16 protein-coding genes, 1 pseudogene and 1 riboswitch are annotated in these 18,260 nt (G+C 35.6%); of the genes and pseudogenes, 3 read left to right on the top strand and 14 right to left on the bottom strand.

All coding sequences use genetic code 11. The features are described from left to right. Nucleotides 1-377 precede the first annotated feature (377 nt). Nucleotides 378-1,376, top strand: a complete 999-nt coding sequence (locus tag WHA_RS01620; RefSeq protein ID WP_015588962.1) for a pyruvate dehydrogenase complex E1 component subunit beta — start codon at nucleotides 378-380, stop codon at nucleotides 1,374-1,376. On the opposite strand, the gene WHA_RS01615 is transcribed toward WHA_RS01620, so the two are convergent. The 13 genes and pseudogenes from WHA_RS01615 to pgsA form a co-directional block, all read right to left on the bottom strand. Then, nucleotides 1,352-1,732, bottom strand: a complete 381-nt coding sequence (locus tag WHA_RS01615) for a TrbC/VirB2 family protein (RefSeq protein ID WP_015588961.1) — start codon at nucleotides 1,730-1,732, stop codon at nucleotides 1,352-1,354. The genes WHA_RS01620 and WHA_RS01615 overlap by 25 nt on opposite strands. A 726-nt stretch (nucleotides 1,733-2,458) precedes the next feature. Beyond that, on the bottom strand, nucleotides 2,459-3,214 hold the full coding sequence (locus WHA_RS01610; protein ID WP_015588960.1) for a hypothetical protein: 756 nt from the start codon (nucleotides 3,212-3,214) through the stop codon (nucleotides 2,459-2,461). 616 nt (nucleotides 3,215-3,830) lie between these two features. Further along, a complete protein-coding gene (gene lepA, locus WHA_RS01605; protein WP_015588959.1) occupies nucleotides 3,831-5,627 on the bottom strand; it encodes a translation elongation factor 4 in 1,797 nt (598 codons plus the stop codon). Nucleotides 5,628-5,706: 79 nt separating this feature from the next. Next, nucleotides 5,707-7,110 carry a malonyl-CoA decarboxylase gene (locus WHA_RS01600; protein WP_015588958.1) on the bottom strand — a complete coding sequence of 468 codons (1,404 nt, stop codon included), beginning with the start codon at nucleotides 7,108-7,110 and terminating at the stop codon, nucleotides 5,707-5,709. Between the two features lie 1,001 nt (nucleotides 7,111-8,111). Continuing rightward, nucleotides 8,112-9,060 (bottom strand): annotated as a pseudogene (locus tag WHA_RS06265) (IS5 family transposase). 392 nt (nucleotides 9,061-9,452) lie between these two features. Continuing rightward, complete coding sequence (locus WHA_RS01585; protein ID WP_010962623.1) at nucleotides 9,453-10,145, bottom strand: thiamine diphosphokinase; 693 nt, start codon at nucleotides 10,143-10,145, stop codon at nucleotides 9,453-9,455. Then, nucleotides 10,126-10,401: a SemiSWEET family sugar transporter gene (locus WHA_RS01580; protein WP_006280002.1), complete on the bottom strand. Its 276-nt coding sequence runs from the start codon at nucleotides 10,399-10,401 to the stop codon at nucleotides 10,126-10,128. Before WHA_RS01580 ends, WHA_RS01585 begins: the two co-directional genes overlap by 20 nt. Beyond that, a riboswitch (TPP riboswitch) is annotated at nucleotides 10,390-10,492 on the bottom strand. (Overlaps the previous gene by 12 nt.) 76 nt (nucleotides 10,493-10,568) lie before the next feature. After that, on the bottom strand, nucleotides 10,569-11,414 hold the full coding sequence (locus WHA_RS01575; protein ID WP_041573576.1) for an SPFH domain-containing protein: 846 nt from the start codon (nucleotides 11,412-11,414) through the stop codon (nucleotides 10,569-10,571). Nucleotides 11,415-11,421: 7 nt separating this feature from the next. Next, nucleotides 11,422-12,360, bottom strand: coding sequence for a M23 family metallopeptidase (locus WHA_RS01570; RefSeq protein ID WP_015588956.1), 939 nt, complete (start codon nucleotides 12,358-12,360; stop codon nucleotides 11,422-11,424). Continuing rightward, complete coding sequence (locus tag WHA_RS01565) at nucleotides 12,357-13,097, bottom strand: YebC/PmpR family DNA-binding transcriptional regulator (protein WP_015588955.1); 741 nt, start codon at nucleotides 13,095-13,097, stop codon at nucleotides 12,357-12,359. The genes WHA_RS01570 and WHA_RS01565 overlap by 4 nt, the downstream gene beginning before the upstream one ends. 60 nt (nucleotides 13,098-13,157) lie before the next feature. Continuing rightward, nucleotides 13,158-13,865: an outer membrane protein assembly factor BamD gene (locus WHA_RS01560; protein WP_015588954.1), complete on the bottom strand. Its 708-nt coding sequence runs from the start codon at nucleotides 13,863-13,865 to the stop codon at nucleotides 13,158-13,160. Nucleotides 13,866-13,925: 60 nt separating this feature from the next. After that, a complete protein-coding gene (locus tag WHA_RS01555) occupies nucleotides 13,926-14,867 on the bottom strand; it encodes a hypothetical protein (RefSeq protein ID WP_015588953.1) in 942 nt (313 codons plus the stop codon). A 111-nt stretch (nucleotides 14,868-14,978) separates the two neighbouring features. Then, nucleotides 14,979-15,521 carry a CDP-diacylglycerol--glycerol-3-phosphate 3-phosphatidyltransferase gene (gene pgsA / locus WHA_RS01550; RefSeq protein ID WP_015588952.1) on the bottom strand — a complete coding sequence of 181 codons (543 nt, stop codon included), beginning with the start codon at nucleotides 15,519-15,521 and terminating at the stop codon, nucleotides 14,979-14,981. 134 nt (nucleotides 15,522-15,655) lie between these two features. On the opposite strand from pgsA, the gene WHA_RS01545 reads away from it, so the two are divergent. Next, nucleotides 15,656-16,978 carry a malic enzyme-like NAD(P)-binding protein gene (locus WHA_RS01545; RefSeq protein WP_015588951.1) on the top strand — a complete coding sequence of 441 codons (1,323 nt, stop codon included), beginning with the start codon at nucleotides 15,656-15,658 and terminating at the stop codon, nucleotides 16,976-16,978. 14 nt (nucleotides 16,979-16,992) lie between these two features. On the opposite strand, the gene WHA_RS06260 is transcribed toward WHA_RS01545, so the two are convergent. Next, nucleotides 16,993-17,865: a P44/Msp2 family outer membrane protein gene (locus WHA_RS06260; protein ID WP_015588950.1), complete on the bottom strand. Its 873-nt coding sequence runs from the start codon at nucleotides 17,863-17,865 to the stop codon at nucleotides 16,993-16,995. 164 nt (nucleotides 17,866-18,029) lie between these two features. On the opposite strand from WHA_RS06260, the gene WHA_RS01535 reads away from it, so the two are divergent. After that, nucleotides 18,030-18,254 carry a BolA/IbaG family iron-sulfur metabolism protein gene (locus WHA_RS01535; RefSeq protein WP_015588949.1) on the top strand — a complete coding sequence of 75 codons (225 nt, stop codon included), beginning with the start codon at nucleotides 18,030-18,032 and terminating at the stop codon, nucleotides 18,252-18,254. Nucleotides 18,255-18,260: the final 6 nt, after the last annotated feature.

Genomic DNA, 18,260 nt, shown 5'->3' with positions numbered 1-18,260 from the left:
AGCTGTAAATTGCACCATATAAACAGTTATTTCAAGCAAAAGTTATACTGACCTTAGCCAGAAAAAGTGGTGGAAAAGTTAGGAATGTTTTTTACAAAAAAAGACAGTATCAATAAAAAGGATTTTATTCTATTTGAAATATAAAATTATCATGTATTTTTCTGTTATTCCCAAGTGAATTATTATTAACTTAGCAGTATATATTATTAAAAACACAAGCAATACAATCATTTTTAGCAACCAAAACCAGCAAGCGTGAGAAGATTTTTTTTTGGAATGAGTTGGTCATGATGTTTGTAAAACTTAATTTGTACACTTTACTTACCCCCAGTAATTCTGATATAGTTACTTTAGTTAAAGTCTATAAAAGTTTATAAATGGCAACCTTAAGTGTAAGAGAAGCTTTATGCACAGCAATTAGAGAAGAAATGCAAAACGACTCTGATGTGCTTATCATGGGTGAAGAAGTTGCAGAGTATGATGGTGCTTATAAAGTAACGAAAGGATTACTGAAAGAGTTTGGAGAAAACAGAGTAGTTGATACGCCTATTACCGAACATGGATTTGCTGGCCTTGCTGTTGGAGCGGCATTTGCTGGATTAAAGCCAATAGTCGAGTTTATGACTTTTAATTTTTCTATGCAAGCTATTGACCAAATTGTGAATTCCGCAGCAAAAACAAATTATATGTCAGGCGGACAACTTGGATGCCCTATAGTATTTCGTGGACCAAATGGCGCTGCAGCAAGAGTTGCTGCACAACATTCTCAATGCTTTGCAGCTTGGTATTCGCATATACCGGGGTTAAAAGTAATAGCACCCTATTTTGCCTCAGATTGCAGAGGTCTGCTTAAAGCTGCAATTCGTGACCCTAATCCGGTAATATTTCTAGAAAACGAAATAGCTTATGGACATGAGCATGAAGTTTCTGACTCTGAGCTATCAAACAAAGATTATCTACTTGAGATAGGCAAAGCTGCTGTTATACGGGAAGGAAAGGATGTAACTATCACTGCTTTTTCATTAAAATTAATGGATGCCTTAAATGCAGCAGATTTACTTTCGAGTGAAGGTATAGAAGCTGAAGTTATTGACCTCAGAACCTTAAGACCACTTGACACTCAAACTGTTATTAACTCTATTCAGAAGACTAATAGGTTAGTTAGTGTAGAAGAAGGATGGCCATTTGCAGGAATAGGAGCAGAGCTGTCAGCCGTTATTATGGAACAAGGATTTGACTACCTTGATGCTCCAGTTGTACGTGTAACTGGCAAGGACATCCCCTTACCTTACGCTGCAAATCTAGAAAAAAAAGCATTACCGCAAGTGGAAGATATAGTTGAAGCCGTGCATCAGGTCTGTTTTAGAAAAAAATAGTTCTTTTTTGTGTCTCCTGTTCCGCATTGGTCCATCAAAGAAGTATTTCCAGTGCCGCCTATACCACCCATTACTTTTATGACGATAGTTTTAGCACCGAAAAATACAGCACAAAATATACCGAGTGCAAAAAGAGCTGGCCATGGCATTCTACCAAATATCGCAAGCAAAGCTGCACCTATTATCACTACGGTCATAAGCGGTCCGCCTATTCCCCAAACGTAGCCAATAATGTTACATATTACTTGAGCAGTTGTATCAGTATTAGTGTCAGCGGCAGCACTCCCAACATGAGAAAAAGAAATAAATAATACTATAAGAAAAATATTGAAAATTCTCTTGATTGTAGGATTCATCTCTATACCTTAAACTTAGATATTGTAATTATATCTAAAATAGTGTAATTTTTAGTAAAACTAGCATAAAGATTGAATAACAAACGGTGCCACAAAAGTAGTTGACACACAACTGCACGAACATTGTGCTACCAGGAGGGCAATGCTTCCTTCTCCTGTCATCCAAGTGCCCTCTTTTTGTCATGAAAGTAGCTGACACTGATTTCCATCCAAGACGGTGTCATCCAACTCCCCTGTCATCCCAGTGCTTGACACTGGGATGGCTTTGTTGCATCGCTAGCTATGATGGATTAAAGATAAAAAAGGTGGAGAATATCAGTAGCTTATTATTCTGGTATTTATAACAAGAACGGTCAGTGAATACCTAAATTTGAGTAAAAGAAATTTCACTACCACTCACTAATCCGGCTAAAATTCAAGAATTTCAATGCTTTAGCTATTTTCAATAGAATTAAATTTATTAATATAAATAACAAATTACTATTCTTAAATTTGATCAGATTGATTGCAAAAAAACAAGATTTTCAATAAGTTGCTTATAATCCTAATTATAGTTAGCCTTTCATAAGTAGCGATGCAACAAAGCCCACTGGGATCCAGCCTTTCTGCAATCTCATCGAAAACGTTGTAACCACTTTCTATGCTAGTTTGCTTGTGAGCAACCTGGATCCCAGTGTCAGCTACTTGGATGACAAAAAAAGGAGCACTGGGATGACATCTTTATATTTAGGGCAAAAGAGGTACTTTCCGCTCATTTTTAACATTTCCTTCTTTTGCTTCATCCACTTTAGAGTCTGGTTCTTTATGTGTATCAGTCACAGATTCTTTTTCTGCTTGCATTATTTTACCTGATATGTACTCCTTAGCTTGCTTAGCGAGATCGATTACAATAACTACTCCAATTGCAGTTGCAATCGTAAGTGCTAGTGCATGTATTCCTACTGCAGGTAAGGACTCTAGTGCTGCTGATAAAGATGATAAGGAATCTACTTTACATATTGGAAAAACACCACTTACAGCGATAAAAGCTCCAGCTATGATGTTTCCAATAAACAGTAAAAGAGAAGTTAAGAACAAGTGCTGATAATTTTCAGGCTGTTGAGACAATCCTTTCGATGTTATTGAAAGCAAAATGTAAGCTACTATTAATGGTATTATGGAAATAGCACCAACGATACCACCTACTATACCTACTACCAGAGGTGACGGAGTAGTAAGGCTTAATATAATAAGTGGGAGAGATATAATTGATAGTATTATAGAAATTACACCTACTGTTTTCAGAAGAGATAGAAATCCTTTTGAATCTAAGTGTTCTTTAATTCCCTTAAATAATATAAAGAAAACGCTTATACACATTATAGCACAAAGTATTACTGCTGCTATTTTTATTATAGCTGCTGATATAAGTGCTGCTAAATAGGCTATATCCATTATCATTTTACCACTAAACTTAATAACACTGCAATTATCACATACCATAATAAAAAAGTCAACTCTATAGCTAACCCAAGAAAGGTTTCCCACGTCATACCGCGATTCATTCGCGGTATCTCTTAGCCGCTAACAAGCAGCGGGATGACGGTTGTCGTTTAGCCATAAACATTAAGAAATTTACCAAATAAAAAAAAAGGCAAAAGAAGCCCCGTGGTTGGCTAATTACTTACATTATACTTTCAAGTATGGCGTTTTTTTATTCTAAATGCTTAATAACCGCGATTTAGTTGCTTTTAAACCGCAACTAATCTAAATTAGAAACATTAAGAAATTTACTAAACAGAAAAAAAGGCAAAAGAAACCCTAGGGTAGCTAGTTATTCACTATCCATTTTTTAAGTTGGCGTTTTTTTATGTTTTAAACGCTTTATAAGCGCGTTTCAGCTTATGTAGGTAGAAGTTTGATAAAGACATAAGGTGCACATAGTGCAAAAAATTAAACATGAGACGCCAGATACGTGAGTTTTTTTGTCATTTAATCTGTACAGAGAAGATAAATAAATAGCTTCAGTTTCATGATAAGGGGGCTGGCGGAGTTTGTCAAGTAAGTTTTTTCGTTTCTAACGGTTGTTGCCAAAAACTATACAAGAAGTCTTTTAAGATCAATCACTTATCTTCAAGGCTTGAATAAAAGCATTCTGTGGAATATTTACGTTCCCTATAGAATGTAACCTTTTTTTACCCTTCTTTTGCTTTTCAAGTAGTTTCATTCTTCGCGTTACATCTCCACCATAGAGTTTAGCTGTTACATCTTTTCTGTATGGGTTAATCGTTTCTCTGGCAATAATTTTTCCGCCCACTGCCGCTTGAATCGCGATTTTATATTGCTGACGTGGTATTAGATCCTTCAAGCGTGCACATATTTCACGCCCCCTTTTTTCTGCCCTACTTTTGTGAACGATACAAGCCAGTGCATCTACGGGCTCTCCATTAATTAAAAAGCTTAATTTATCTATTTGGCTTACCAGATAGCTGGAAATTTCCCAATCCAAACTTGCATATCCTTTGGAAATTGATTTTAATCGATCATAAAAGTCAAAAACAACTTCAGATAGTGGTAATTTATATCTTAACAATGCTGTTGTTGTGTTACCAATGTAAGATAAATCCTCCTGTTCTCCCCTCCTTTCTTCACATAGAGATAGAATCTCTCCCAAGTATTGGTCAGGGACCATTATTGTTGCAGTAATCCACGGCTCTTCCACAATTTCAATTTTCGTTGGATCTGGCATATCACTTGGGTTATGAATATTCAAAACTTCACCACTTCGTGTTGTAACCCTATATATAACACTCGGTGCAGTTGCTGTTAGGTCTAAATCAAATTCTCTCTCGAGCCTTTCTTGAATAACTTCAAGATGCAACATTCCCAAAAAACCACAACGAAATCCATAGCCTAGTGCATTTGAAGTTTCAGCTTCGAAGGTAAAACTTGCATCATTTAAATGTAACTTTTCTAGAGCTTCTCTTAGATATTTAAAATCATCCGTTTTATGAGGAAAAATGCTACAAAATACCACAGGATGCACTTCTTTAAATCCAGGAAGTGCTTTACTACAAGGTCTCTTTTCCTCAGTGATAGTGTCCCCTACCTTGCAGTCTGCTACTTCCTTCATTGAAGCAGTTATAAAACCAACTTCACCCGCTGAAAGTTCACCCGTCATCACTTTTTTAGGGGTGAAAATACCGATATTATCTATCTGATATGTAGCATTATTAGACATCATAACAATTTTCATGCCTTTTTTTAGCACTCCATTTTTAACTCGCACTAAAATTACTACTCCTAAGTAAGTGTCATACCAACTATCAACTAAAATTGCTTGCAATGGAGCATTGACATCACCTTGAGGAGCTGGAAGTTTTGCTACTATTGCTTCCAGTACATCTTTTATTCCAAGTCCAGTTTTTGCTGATATTAAAACTGACTCACTTGCGTCAATGCCAATTACTTCCTCAACCTGGAGTTTTACCTTTTCTGGATCTGCAGCAGGAAGATCAACTTTATTGAGCACAACTATTATTTCATGGTTGTTGTCAATAGCTTTATATACATTTGCAAGGGTTTGTGCTTCAACGCCCTGGCTACTATCTACCACTAAAAGTGAACCTTCACATGCGGCTAAGCTTCGACTTACCTCGTAAGAAAAGTCAACGTGACCTGGGGTGTCCATGAGATTTAGGCAATATTGATTACCGTCGTTTGCCGTATAATTGAGTTTTACCGTCTGTGCCTTAATTGTAATCCCACGTTCGCGTTCTATATCCATTGAATCGAGTATTTGATTGGTCATTTCTCTTGCTTCAAGGCCGTTACATTCCTCTATTAAACGGTCAGCAAGCGTTGACTTACCATGGTCTATATGCGCTATTATTGCGAAATTCCTTATGTTGTTCATTTATGGCCCACTATACTTAATTAGTGAAACTATTTTACATTTTAAGTGTTGTGAGGGCAATCCTTTATTAAGAGACTATTTACTCCTTCAACATAGACGACACTTTTTTCGAGCAGGAAATCACTTTATTAACCATATAGTTTTCATGATTATTATCTATTTTAGGCAACTCATATAGATAATTTACCATCATCCCGGCTGACTGACTAATACCCTTTTCAGAAGTATCCGCCATCCAGTTTAATTGTTTTATTGATGCGCCATTGCTTAAATGAAAATGCGCCACCGGGTCATAAGTATTTCCATTACTATTATTCACTTTTAGTAAATAATATGCACATAGTTTAAGCATGTATTGTTTAGTTTCATTTGTACATTCAACATTAGTTTTTAATTGCTCTGCACTTTCTAAAATTTCTGCACTAGATTGTTTTATATTTAGTTTGCCCAATAAAGTGACATCTTGGTTTAGATTGTTTTTTAGCCATTTCGTAAAGCCAGGTATTGGAGAAAGAGTTGCATATGTTTTTATACTTTTAAACTCCTGTGATAGCTTTTCTACAACCCTTTTGATCAAAAAATTACCAAGGCTGATTCCAGATAACCCTGCTTGAGTATTTGATATTGAATAGAATATAGCAGTGCTCGCATTACTCGGATCATTTGAAGGTACTGACTCATCTAAAAGGTGTTGAATGCTATCTGCAATCTTATCCACCAATGCAACCTCTACAAAAATTAGAGGTTCGTTTGGTATCTTGTAATGAAAAAAAGCAAAACAGAGACGATCAGAGTCTAGTCTGTTTTTTAGGTCGCCCCAAGAGGAAATTTTATGCACAGCTTCATATTTTATAAGTTTTTCTAGCAATGATGCAGGTGAATCCCAGGTGATTTGACGAAGATCGAGTAGATCAACATCAACCCAAGTATAGAGTATATTTTTTAATTCGCTCTCTAGTGGATTCAAGCTTCTATATTGGTTCTTTAGCTTAAGCACATCAGAACGCATATCAACAATAAACTTAAGGCCTTCTGGTAAAGAAATAAATTGCTTTAATATTTTAGAACGCGGTGATTCAAGAATTTTTATTAAATCCTGTTCAAATTTATAGTTTAACTCGGGATCTTGGTTTTTCTTATACTCTCTAATTTTCTCATCTATTTCCGCTTTATTCGGATTAAATTTTTCTGCCAGGGTTTGTAGAAATTTTATTTTACCTTTCTCTGATAAGCTTAAGTACAAGTTACCAAGAGATACAGCGTTTTTACGTGCTGAAACCTCCCCTCCCTTTGGATTTAAGCACTCGTTCATCTTCAAGACTAAACTATCGATATCGCGACTGTTGCTTAAATCAGGACTGATGTTACCAATCCACGATCTTACAGCATCTGCCACTCCACCTAGTATTTTAAAAAAGCTTCTTACCGCCTTTTTGTCTTCAACTTTCACTATATCAGTTTTTACCAATGATTCTTTTGTCATAGATTCCCTTTATTATACATAGCTAATGCAAGTCAGGGTCATACCGCCGCGGCATCTCTAGATCCCGCTAACAAGTAGCGGGATGACGAATTTGTCGTTTGTCAAATCGTCGGTAAACCCAAGTTATTTTAGCTACATATAGCTTAAGTTAAAGGAAAATTTTAGCTACATAGCAGGCACTATTACTGAATTATTAATGATTCAGTAATACAATAGACTTCTTGCACTACCTCCCAAGCCACAACTGTCATTCAGTAGAAACAAAAACTTCCTTGACAAACTCCGCCAGCCCCCCTATCATGAAACTGAAGCTATTGTATTTGCTTTCGCCAATCTGCAGATTAAAAGGTAAGGATTACTTAATGTATCGGCGTCTTATGTTCAATTTTTTGCAGTATATAGATACTGTATGTCTTTACAAAACTTCATCTACATCTAGATTTTTATCTAAATAAGCTGAACGCGCTTATAAAGCGTTACAAGACATCAAAAAATGCCAATACTCGACAGAGATAGTAAAAGACTAGCTAACTCGGGGATTCTTTGTCTTTTTTTCTGCTTAGTAAATTTCTTAAACATTTGCAGCGTAGGTTAGTTGCAATTAAAAGCGGCTGAATCTCGCTTGTCAAGCGTTTAAAACATAAAAAACGCCAATATTTTAAAGCGGATAATAACCACGGGGCTTCTTTTGCCTTTTTTTTCGTTTGGTAAATTTCTTAATGTTTATAGCTAAACGACAATCGTCATCCCGCTACGTGTTAGCGGGATCTATGCTTTGAGATACCGCGAATAAATCGCGGTATGACGGTTAAGTAGGGTGTCATCCCAGTGCTCCTATGATGTCATTCCAGTGCTTGACACTGGGATCCAGCCTTTCACGCAATCCCATCAAGAACGTTGTATTTTACATAACACTTTTATGCTTACCAACTTAATAAAATTCCTGGATCCCAGTGGGCTTTGTTGCATCACACTTTATGAGATGGTGATTTATGGTAAATTCATGTAACTATCTCAAATTTAGCCATACCAATATCAGTGAATTTATTAAGCAAATAGCATTTGATTAGCAGTTCTTTTTCTCGATTTATCTCAGATTTATTCCTAAAACTAAATCCGAATATTTGCTTTAATCTTGAGAAAAACCCTTCAATATAAGATCTTTTCCCATAATTTACTTCTTTTTTCCATTCTTTCATGCCATCTTCACCGTATAATTTTATTAACCTAATAGCAGCATTCCTGTCAGACATATAATCTATTTCTGGATGTTCTGCCGCATTGTTTATTGGTGGAATTTTTGTCTTTATATCATATTCGTTACACAACTTATAAAACTTGTGCCTATCACATGCTCTATCTGCATATAGTGCTTTTATGGCATGCTGAAAATCAACTTCTTTTAGCAAATCACAAGCTCCATAGTGATCAGAGTAGACACCGTTACTGTATTTTACAGCTATGGCTTTTTTGTTGTTTATATTCAACATTACGTGCAATTTTCTCGTTTGCTCATAGCCACGATATTTTCTGTCAGTGCTATTTTCCTTGCTGTGACCAGGAGTGTTGTTGTATATACTAATTCCTGTACTGTCTATAGCAATTTCGATATCTTCCATATTATTTTCTGCAATCATTTATCTTAATATTAAGTTTCTTAAACCTTCTTGATGCTTGTGAATAGCTGATAACTGCCAAATCTCTTCCTATTTGTTGCAAATACCCTTTTATAAACCCGACTGTTTGTCTTAAACCAATTCTAAAGAAACTGACGATTATATGCACCAAAATCACAACTTTATCACTATAAATATAGTTGCCGCCCTGCATTTTTGGACAATTCTCGTACCAATTTTCTATGGCGTCATTGATATAACAAAAAATGCTTCCTCTTTCTTGGAGAAATTTGTTATATTCATGGCAGTTACTGACTCTCATTTTTTGTGGCATATTTTTTCTTCAACAGTTAAATGGCTATTTATAATGAATTTTGTCAGTAACTGCCAGTTCTTTTCACTTGAGCGATGCAACAAAGCCATCCCAGTGTCTGGGCACTGGGATGACAGGCTAGCCTGACAACCGTCATCCCTGTAAAGATCAAGTATCCCACTACGTGTTAGCGGATGAGATACCGCGGCGGTATGACGGTTCGTGGCGGTATGACGGTTAAGCAATTCGTCATCCCGCTGCTTGTTAGCGGCTAAGAGATACCGCGGCGGTATGACGTAGGACTGCTGTCATTCAAGTAGCTGAAACTGGAATGACACGTCATAAAGGAACCAGTGTCAGCTACTTGGATGATACCTTTTTTCTACTTAGTTTGGGTTATGCAAGAAGTCTATTTACTTCTTAACTTGACGCACATGATGTCTTGCAGCATCATCTACTGTCTCTAAATAAATCATTGCTAGACATATACCACTGTGTACTTCTACGGATACCTTATTGCCTAAACTTCGATTAAAGCAAGAATTTTTTCCCGGAAAAGCAAGATTACTAAGGTGCAGTTCCCATTTTAATCCTTTAGTTGATATTTGAGCTCTCGGTATACCAAGTAAAGATATTTTAGTATTTTTTGGCAAAGAAAAAAAATGGGTAATACCTTTTTGTAAAGTGTAACCTACCATGGGAGGTGAAGGTGTGTAAAAGATACTGCCCGTACTTAGAAAAATGTTAATATTCTGTAGTATGTGATCAATTGCTCCTCCAGTAATACCCGTTACTATTGATGGCAATAACTTTACTGTTTTTAAGTGAGCCATTGCTTTAGAAAAGTCGCAATAATCTTGATCAGGTAGATATATCGTATTCAAATTAGCACGTAAATCCAGATTTACGCTATCCAAATCTCCTACTACAAGATCAGGTTTTACGCCAATTGATAGAAGCTTGTTTGCTCCTCCATCTACAGCAATAATAGGTATATCTCGTTTAAAAAACGATGAGCTCGGTATTTTTCCATTTAGCACTACAATAGAACGATATTGTTGTTGTGTACTGCAGTGCAGCACATGATCATGGTGCAGGTTTTGCATCGTAGTAACATTTTTGAATAATTGATATTATGCTAATCACTAATCCAGCAATATTGCTAAGCACCACAAAAATTGAGCTCTGGTAAAGACCATAGCCAATCCAAGACAATGAACAAATAAGATAGTTTACTAACATTAACATCGATACATCACGAGTAACTTTAGTGATATATGCTTTATATACTTGAGGTGATAATCCAATTAGAGATGCAATTAACGCAATGAAGCCGAAGCATTCTTCAATATTTATATACATACATTTTCCTACGCTTGCTTTAACAATATCAGGTTCAAAGGGTTGTACTTTATGTACTCTCAGCTTTTCTAGAGCACCCCTAATGCGTGTAATTTATAACATCATTTAGTCTATTAATCAAGAAATTAATAGTGACTTGCATTTATGAAACCCAATCGGCTCCTATGCTAATTATTATCTAAACTAATCTTCGGTTGTGCATCTTGCTCAGAGATTAGGGCAACCAACAAATTATTTATCAATTGAACCTTTTGCTTGCCATCTAATTGTAAGCTTTTGTTTTTTTCAAAATGAGCTATTACTTCCTCGACAATTCCTATTGCATTTTGCACTATATGCCTTCTTGCCGAAGTGATAGCATGTGCTTGTTGACGCCTTAACATTGCTTGTGCAATCTCGGACGAATACGCCAAATGCGATATTCTTGCTTCTGTAATCTCAATTCCTGCAATATCTAATCTTTGTTGTAACATTGACCGCAATTCATCTGAAATTTTATCAGAATTTTTACGTAAAGACTCCTCATCGCTTTCGCTATCATACGGATAATTGCTTGCTAATTCTCTTATTACTGAGTCACTTTGTACAAAAACAAATTCGTGATAGTTGTTAACATTATAATACGCCTTCGCCGGGCTGTTCACTCTCCAAACAATCACTGCTGAAATCTCTATTGGACTTCCATTGGCATCATTCACTTTTATTTTTTCTGTGTTGATATTTTGAAATTTTAGGGAAACTATATATTTGCTTGAAAAGGGAAGCGTTACACATATTCCAGACTTAAAATCAGTTCCAATATAATGACCAAAAAACTCTATCACTCTTGCTTCATTAGGGTCATTAATAAAAAATCCTTGAAGAAAAGTCAAAATTGAAACGGCAGCAACTCCAAGTGCAATTGTGCTGTCATATGCCAAAAAAAGCAGCGATAAAATTAATCCTAGCGCTATTAGTACAGGAAAAAACCGGAGTTGACTTAAATTTCTATCGTTTATCGTATTCTTATCCATATTGTCTTTAAACTTCTTTTTCACTTGAACCCTCTCTGTTGATCGTTTTATTTATCTTATTTACAAATAGTTTAAACTCTCTTAATTCATGATCAGGCAATTTTACTTCAGTTTTATGCGCTATCGTAAGCGGATCGATGTGTTTGCCGTTATATATAACTTCGTAATGTAAATGAGGTCCTGTTGCAACACCAGTGCTACCAACATAGGCGATGACCTGCCCCTGCTTTACTTTAGAGCCTAACTTTATATCGCCACTAAATCTACTTATATGCGCGTAACAGGTTGAATACTCATTTTTGTGTTTTATTTTGATGTAATTTCCATAGCCACCATTCTTTCCTATATATTCTATCACACCCTCTGCAGCAGCGTATATGGGAGTGCCAAGTTTAGCTGCATAATCCACTCCTTTGTGAAAAGCAATTTTACCGCGAACAGGATGCTTTCTATTGCCAAATTTTGAGGATATGCGATAATCTCCATTTAAAGGATTTGCAAAAATTTCGCCATTTTTTAAGCTTATTCCTTCTTTATTAAAATACCTTTCTTTGCCGTCTTGTGATTTATAATGATATAAACTAATAGCTTTTTTGTTTATTGTCAGTGAAGCATATAAAATTTTTTCTTCAGTCTTCTGATTATTAGGCAATCTCTCAAAAAGAACCTCCAATTTACTCTCTGGCACAATGTCTTTTTTAAAATCAACACCAAAATCTTTATATATGTTGATCAATTTCACCACTGTATTTGGCGCCAACCCTTCCGTGGCAAAAAAGGAAGATTTTATGGTACTGGATATGAATAACAACTTTCTATCACTTTCTGTCGTCAAAGTAGCTTTTTTTTTTCTGATTCCATGCTGGAATGGCTGTGCAAGATCTGTTGATGTTTCAGTAGCATATGCTGGTAAAATACAAAGCAATACAAATATTACCAGCCTCATAGCTTATCAACAAAAGTAAAATTACCTTCCACATACTGTACATCATCATTATCTTCCAGCTCTTCAACCAATGCAGATAATTTATCAATCAACTCTTTATCGCTAATTTCAATCAGATCTTTTGGCTGCCATGAAAGACGAGCAAGTTCTGGTTCTCCGAATTTTGCATAAAAGGCATCGCGTACTTTACCAAAATCTTTTATTTCACAAGTTATAACGTGTAATCCTTCTTTGTCATTTTCCTCAATATTCAATACTTCTAATTCGATTCCATGACTGAATAAATCGTCAAAATTCACACCCTCTGCTTTATAGACGATTAAGCCTACATGATCGAAAAGGTAACTAACACTTCCTGTTTCTCCTAAATTTCCACCTTTACGAGAAAAGATATAACGTACCTCAGAAGCAGTACGGTTGCGGTTATTAGTCAAGGCATGGACAATGAGTGCAGTGCCAGAAGGCCCATGACCTTCATATTGGATTTCCTCATAATTTTCTCCAGCAACGTTACCAGTTGCATTTTTTATTGCTGTTTCTATTTTATCTTTTGGCAAATTTTCCTTGCGCGCAGCAAATATAGCAGAACGAAGGCGTGGGTTGAGTTCGTGATCGGGTAGCCCTTGCTTTGCAGCAACTGTTATTTCTCTAATCAGCTTCGTAAATTTTTGAGAGCGCTTTGCATCCTGAGCGCCTTTCCGATGTTTTATATTTGAAAATTGTGAATGACCAGCCATATTCAAATAGTTAAAAATCTAAATTATATATCAAAGCATAGAAAAAGCTAAAGCAAATTTTCAAGCCTCCGGCTTGGCATCTTGTAGGTTTTCTGCTAATAACATACTTTCATACTGCTCAGCTTCTAAGTCAAGGCCAATAGCTGAATGGACTGCTATTAAATAGTTAATAGATTTAGAAAAATATTTAGAATCCTTATAGCTTGCCATATTCTGGAAACGCTTAATTGCTGCTAAATATTCACCACGCCTCAGGTAAAATTTACCGATAGAATACTCTTTTGTTGATATATGCTCTGTGATTAGCTTTGTTTTTTCCTTTATCTCGTCTACATATTCGCTGCCTGGAAAGAGATTAATGTATTCTGTAGCCAGCTCTAAAGTTTTATATGCAGTTTGCTGTCCAAGTTGCACTTTATTAATTTGCATGTAATAAGATAATACTCTTAAGTAGTATACATATGGTAAATCTTCACCATTTGAATAAACATATATATAATCAGCCATATCACTTGCAGCACTGCTATAGTTACCCATATTATAGTGAGAAACTCCAGATAATAATTTCGCTTTCATTGCCCAATAAGACAAAGGATACAAATCCTCTATCTTGTGAAATGCCCTAATAGCTTGTTTATATTTTTTCTGGTCAAAAAGTTCAACTGCTTCTTCATATAGTTCAGTTTCAGTTTTTTCAAGATCATCCGCATACGATTGTGTAAAGGAGCAAATTAGGAAAATAAAGCACGTGATTAAAGTCTTATACATAAGATTTTTTTCGATCAAAATAAAGTATAGACCTAAATATTACTTAAATAAATAAATTTCTTAGGCAATAGCCGGCCCTTCTTCTTTATAACTACGGTCAGAACTACCTGCATTTCTTGATTCACCTCGTCCTTCCACTTTTGGATCTTTCAGCGTCTTGCTGTAGGAATGTATAGTTAAGATCTGTACAGCCATAAAAATTGCAATACCTATCAAGCCTAAAGTAGGTCCAACAGCAGGATTTAAGGACGATGCTAATGCCATTAACATTATCCTTCTTATTAAAAATATAGAAGAACCAGCAAGCGCCAATCCGGCTACAGATATATTGCTAGTTTTCTTGCTAGATTTCTCATCAAGATCAGACTTTTCTGTTTCCTTTTTCTTATTTTTTTCATGCTTATCAATATAAGAAACAAGAGTTGCAAGAAAAGCAATTGCATTGGCAAGAAATAAAATTGCATCCTCTGCTGCTTCAAGTGAAGATGTTTCACCCATTATCATACCTACAATAACCAGTGCAGTTGTTATAGCCTCAATATAGATCAAACACTGACCTATATCAGAAATATTGTGCTCTTTTTCCTTTACTTCCTCTCCATTTTCAATAATCTCCAACTCTCGTTCTTTTTGTGCTATCTTCCTATTATTGTAAATTAAATATAGCGTACAAATAAGAGATAAGACTGTAAAAGGTAATATAGTGTGGCTTAGCGCGCCACTTATCACGCCAAGTAATACCTGATCGCTACATATTTTTTCCAGTTCAATAGCCATAAATAATGCAAATGGAACCATTGTTACCAATGATACACATTGTCTATATAGCTCTCTTTTTTTTAGTGCTAATAGTTCTTGTTCTAGCCTTTCTCTTTTGACTTCTTTATCAACTGTTGGCCAAAAATCCCAAAAAAACTCTTCTAATGGTTCAAAATCTCTTTTTTTCTTATTCTTTCCTGGAACCTTTTTGGTAGAAGAAAATTTGCCACTAGGTATTTTCATAATATTAACCTAATTAGTTGTAAGTTAATACAATTATACACCTTTTTGCTTTCTGAGTCAATATCACTAAGATATTAACTACTCTTGTCTATTAACTATTTCCTAGGAGATTTAACCAATCTGTTTGATGCCGGCTAGGATATAATTATAGCCTGACCACATAGTTATAATAGCTGCAACCCATAAACAAATCGCACCTGTATATTGAATCATATAATAATCGTTCATTATTAGCGCTACTACAGCAACCATCTGCAAAAATGTTTTAATTTTGCCAGCTTTGCTTACAGGTAGACTAACATTTGTAGCTATCAAAAACTCCCGCAAACCCGAGACTAATATCTCCCTACAGATGATGATAATCGATGGCACTATTGTAAAATCATTTATCTTCTGCTTATAAACTAGCATAATTATCGTTGAAACCACTATTAATTTATCAGCAATTGGATCAAATAGCTTGCCAAATTTTGATTGGACTTTCCACGCACGCGCCAAGTAACCATCAAAAAAATCCGTAATGCACGCAAACACAAAGATTGATATTGTTATCAGGCCTGCATATTTATTTTCTATATAAAAACTTAATATTATTGCTGGTACTGCAAGCGCACGAGAAATTGTAAGCAAATTAGGCACGTTTTTCTTAAGCATGTAATACCATTCTACGTAGTAGGTAAACTTATACAGAAGTACACCAGAGTTCACAAGCTAATAGTTTACAATTGAACATTTATAAAAACTCCATATACTTAAAAAATATAAGCTTAAAATATAAGGATGTAATGATGAACGATGATTTAGATAGTACCACAAAACAAGAGGCACTTAATTATCACAGTAGAGGTGGTAAGCCTGGTAAAATTTCAATCATGCCAACAAAACCTTTATCTACCCAGTATGATTTGTCACTTGCTTATTCCCCTGGCGTTGCAGCTCCGTGCCTTGAAATAGCTAAAAATCCTGAGGTTATTTATGATTATACGGCAAAAAGCAACTGTGTTGCTGTCATTTCAAATGGCACTGCAGTGCTTGGACTTGGTAATATCGGTCCTCTTGCTGCAAAACCTGTCATGGAAGGCAAAGCTGTTTTATTTAAGCGTTTTGCTGATATTGATGCAGTTGATATAGAAGTTGGTACAGAAAATATAGAAGATTTTATCAATGCAGTAAGGTACCTTGGGCCAAGTTGGGGGGGGATAAATTTAGAGGATATAAGATCTCCCGATTGTTTTATAATAGAGAAACGTCTGAATGAACTGATGGATATTCCAGTGTTCCATGATGACCAGCATGGAACTGCAGTGGTTGTTGCAGCTGGTATAGAAAATGCTCTTGATATTGTCGAAAAGAAATTAGAGGACGTTAAGATCATTATGAATGGTGCTGGAGCAGCCGGTATTGCATGTTTAGAAATACTAAAGTCCATGGGCGCTAAAAATATAGTGCTGTGTGATAAGCAAGGAGTAATATACAAAGGTAGAAACGAGGACATGAATGAGTGGAAGGAAAAATATGCAATTGATACTTCCGAACGTTCTCTACTTGATACAATAAAAGGCGCTGATGTATTCATCGGACTATCTGCAAAAGATGTGTTAAATGAAGAGATGTTAAAGAGTATGGGCAAAGACCCGATTATTTTTGCTCTTGCCAATCCCGATCCAGAAGTAAGGCCTGAGTTTGCAAAATCTGTGAGGCCAGATGCAATAATTGCAACTGGTAGGTCAGATTACAACAACCAAGTCAACAACGTAATGGGTTTTCCTTATATATTTAGAGGGGCACTTGATGTACATGCAACAACAATAAATGATGAAATGAAAATTGCAGCTGCAGATGCAATAGCAAAGCTTGCCCGTGAGCCAGTACCAGGTGAGATATCTGCAGTCTATGGCGGTCGTAAAATGGGCTATGGACGTGAATATATAATACCTACTCCATTTGACCCAAGATTAATTTCTATAGTAGCTCCTGCTGTTGCAAAAGCCGCAGTTGATTCAGGTGTTGCAAGAAAGGCAATACAAGATTGGAGTAAATATGAAAATCAATTAAAATCTCGTCTTTCTAATGTTCTCAGCACGCTGAATTTACTATCTTCACATATGTAATTTATTGGATAAAGTTAAAAGTGATAAACCAACCCAAACTCTAAGCCATATATGCCAAACCTATTGGTAATGGTTGCAGTTGTTGATTCAACACGTGCAGTTTCATCAACTTTACTTCCTCCACCGGCAGGAATATATCCTTCACCAGCTAGTATCTTTATTCCTGGTACAATATCTTTAAATTGGTTATCAAGGATACCAAAATAGCATAAACCAGCAAATGCTTGAGTTTGTGCTGTAAGTTGGTAATTGATACCAAGTTTTGCTTGGTAAGCCAAGGCATATCTGGTTTTTCCTAGAAATTTAACCCTAGTTACACCTGCACCAATACCAACATATGGGGTGAATGGCATTTTTGCTATATTAAAATCACGATATACATTGACCATTCCAGCTAAGTTATTAAAACCTTCATTTTTCATCTTAAATGCAGCTCTGAACTCTGCTTCAACACTACAATTTTCTTGAATGTGAATATCAACCTTTCCACTTCTCCAAGGTGAATTGCATTCCGCTCCAGTAGACGCATCATTGTGACGACGAAGTTCAATATATCTTGCTTTTTTCTTATCTGAATAATCTTCATCATATAAGTTAGTCTGAGAATATAAGCCTTCAAACTCAACTCTCATATTTTTGAATAAATACCCTATTGCAGCACTACCGGCAAACCCTGGAACATATTTAGGACTGTATCCAGCTTCAATTCGCTCCTTCTTATTAAAACTAAAAACCCCCTCTGTTATATTGTCACCTGCATCTTCTTTTCCTTCTAGAGAACCTATTGCATTGAAGAATGCTCCAAAATAGTTAGCTTTGATGTAAACATTCTCTAAGTTATTTATTTTATCATCGTAAGATAAGCACCTAAATGAAAAAGTTAGCAAAACCAAAGATATGTGAATTTAAATCTTTCGCCCACCACAAAGCCTCCCTGCATAACTTGTCATTCCATTATTATAGTATGCTTCTATTTTTTATGATAGCAACTTTTTATTGCGCTCAATCGTTTTAGATTTATAATGAAAGTATTGTAATTTAAAGCAAATCAATGACTATTGCAATTCACGAATTAGAGAGGATCATCAAACAATCGTTCCCCGACGCTGATATAAAAATTCATGATCTTGCTGGAGATGATGACCATTATCATTTAAAAATAAACTCCAAGTGTTTTCTTGGAAAGACAAAAATAGAACAGCATAAAATGGTATATAAAGCTCTGGAAGGTCAGTCTATACACGCCTTGCAACTGGAAACTAATACTTTAAAATAAGGTGAA

Source organism: Wolbachia endosymbiont of Drosophila simulans wHa (assembly GCF_000376605.1).
Classification (GTDB): Bacteria; Pseudomonadota; Alphaproteobacteria; order Rickettsiales; family Anaplasmataceae; genus Wolbachia; species Wolbachia pipientis.
The sequence above is the reverse complement of the archived record's forward strand: the minus strand, read 5'-3'. Positions and strand labels throughout refer to the sequence as shown.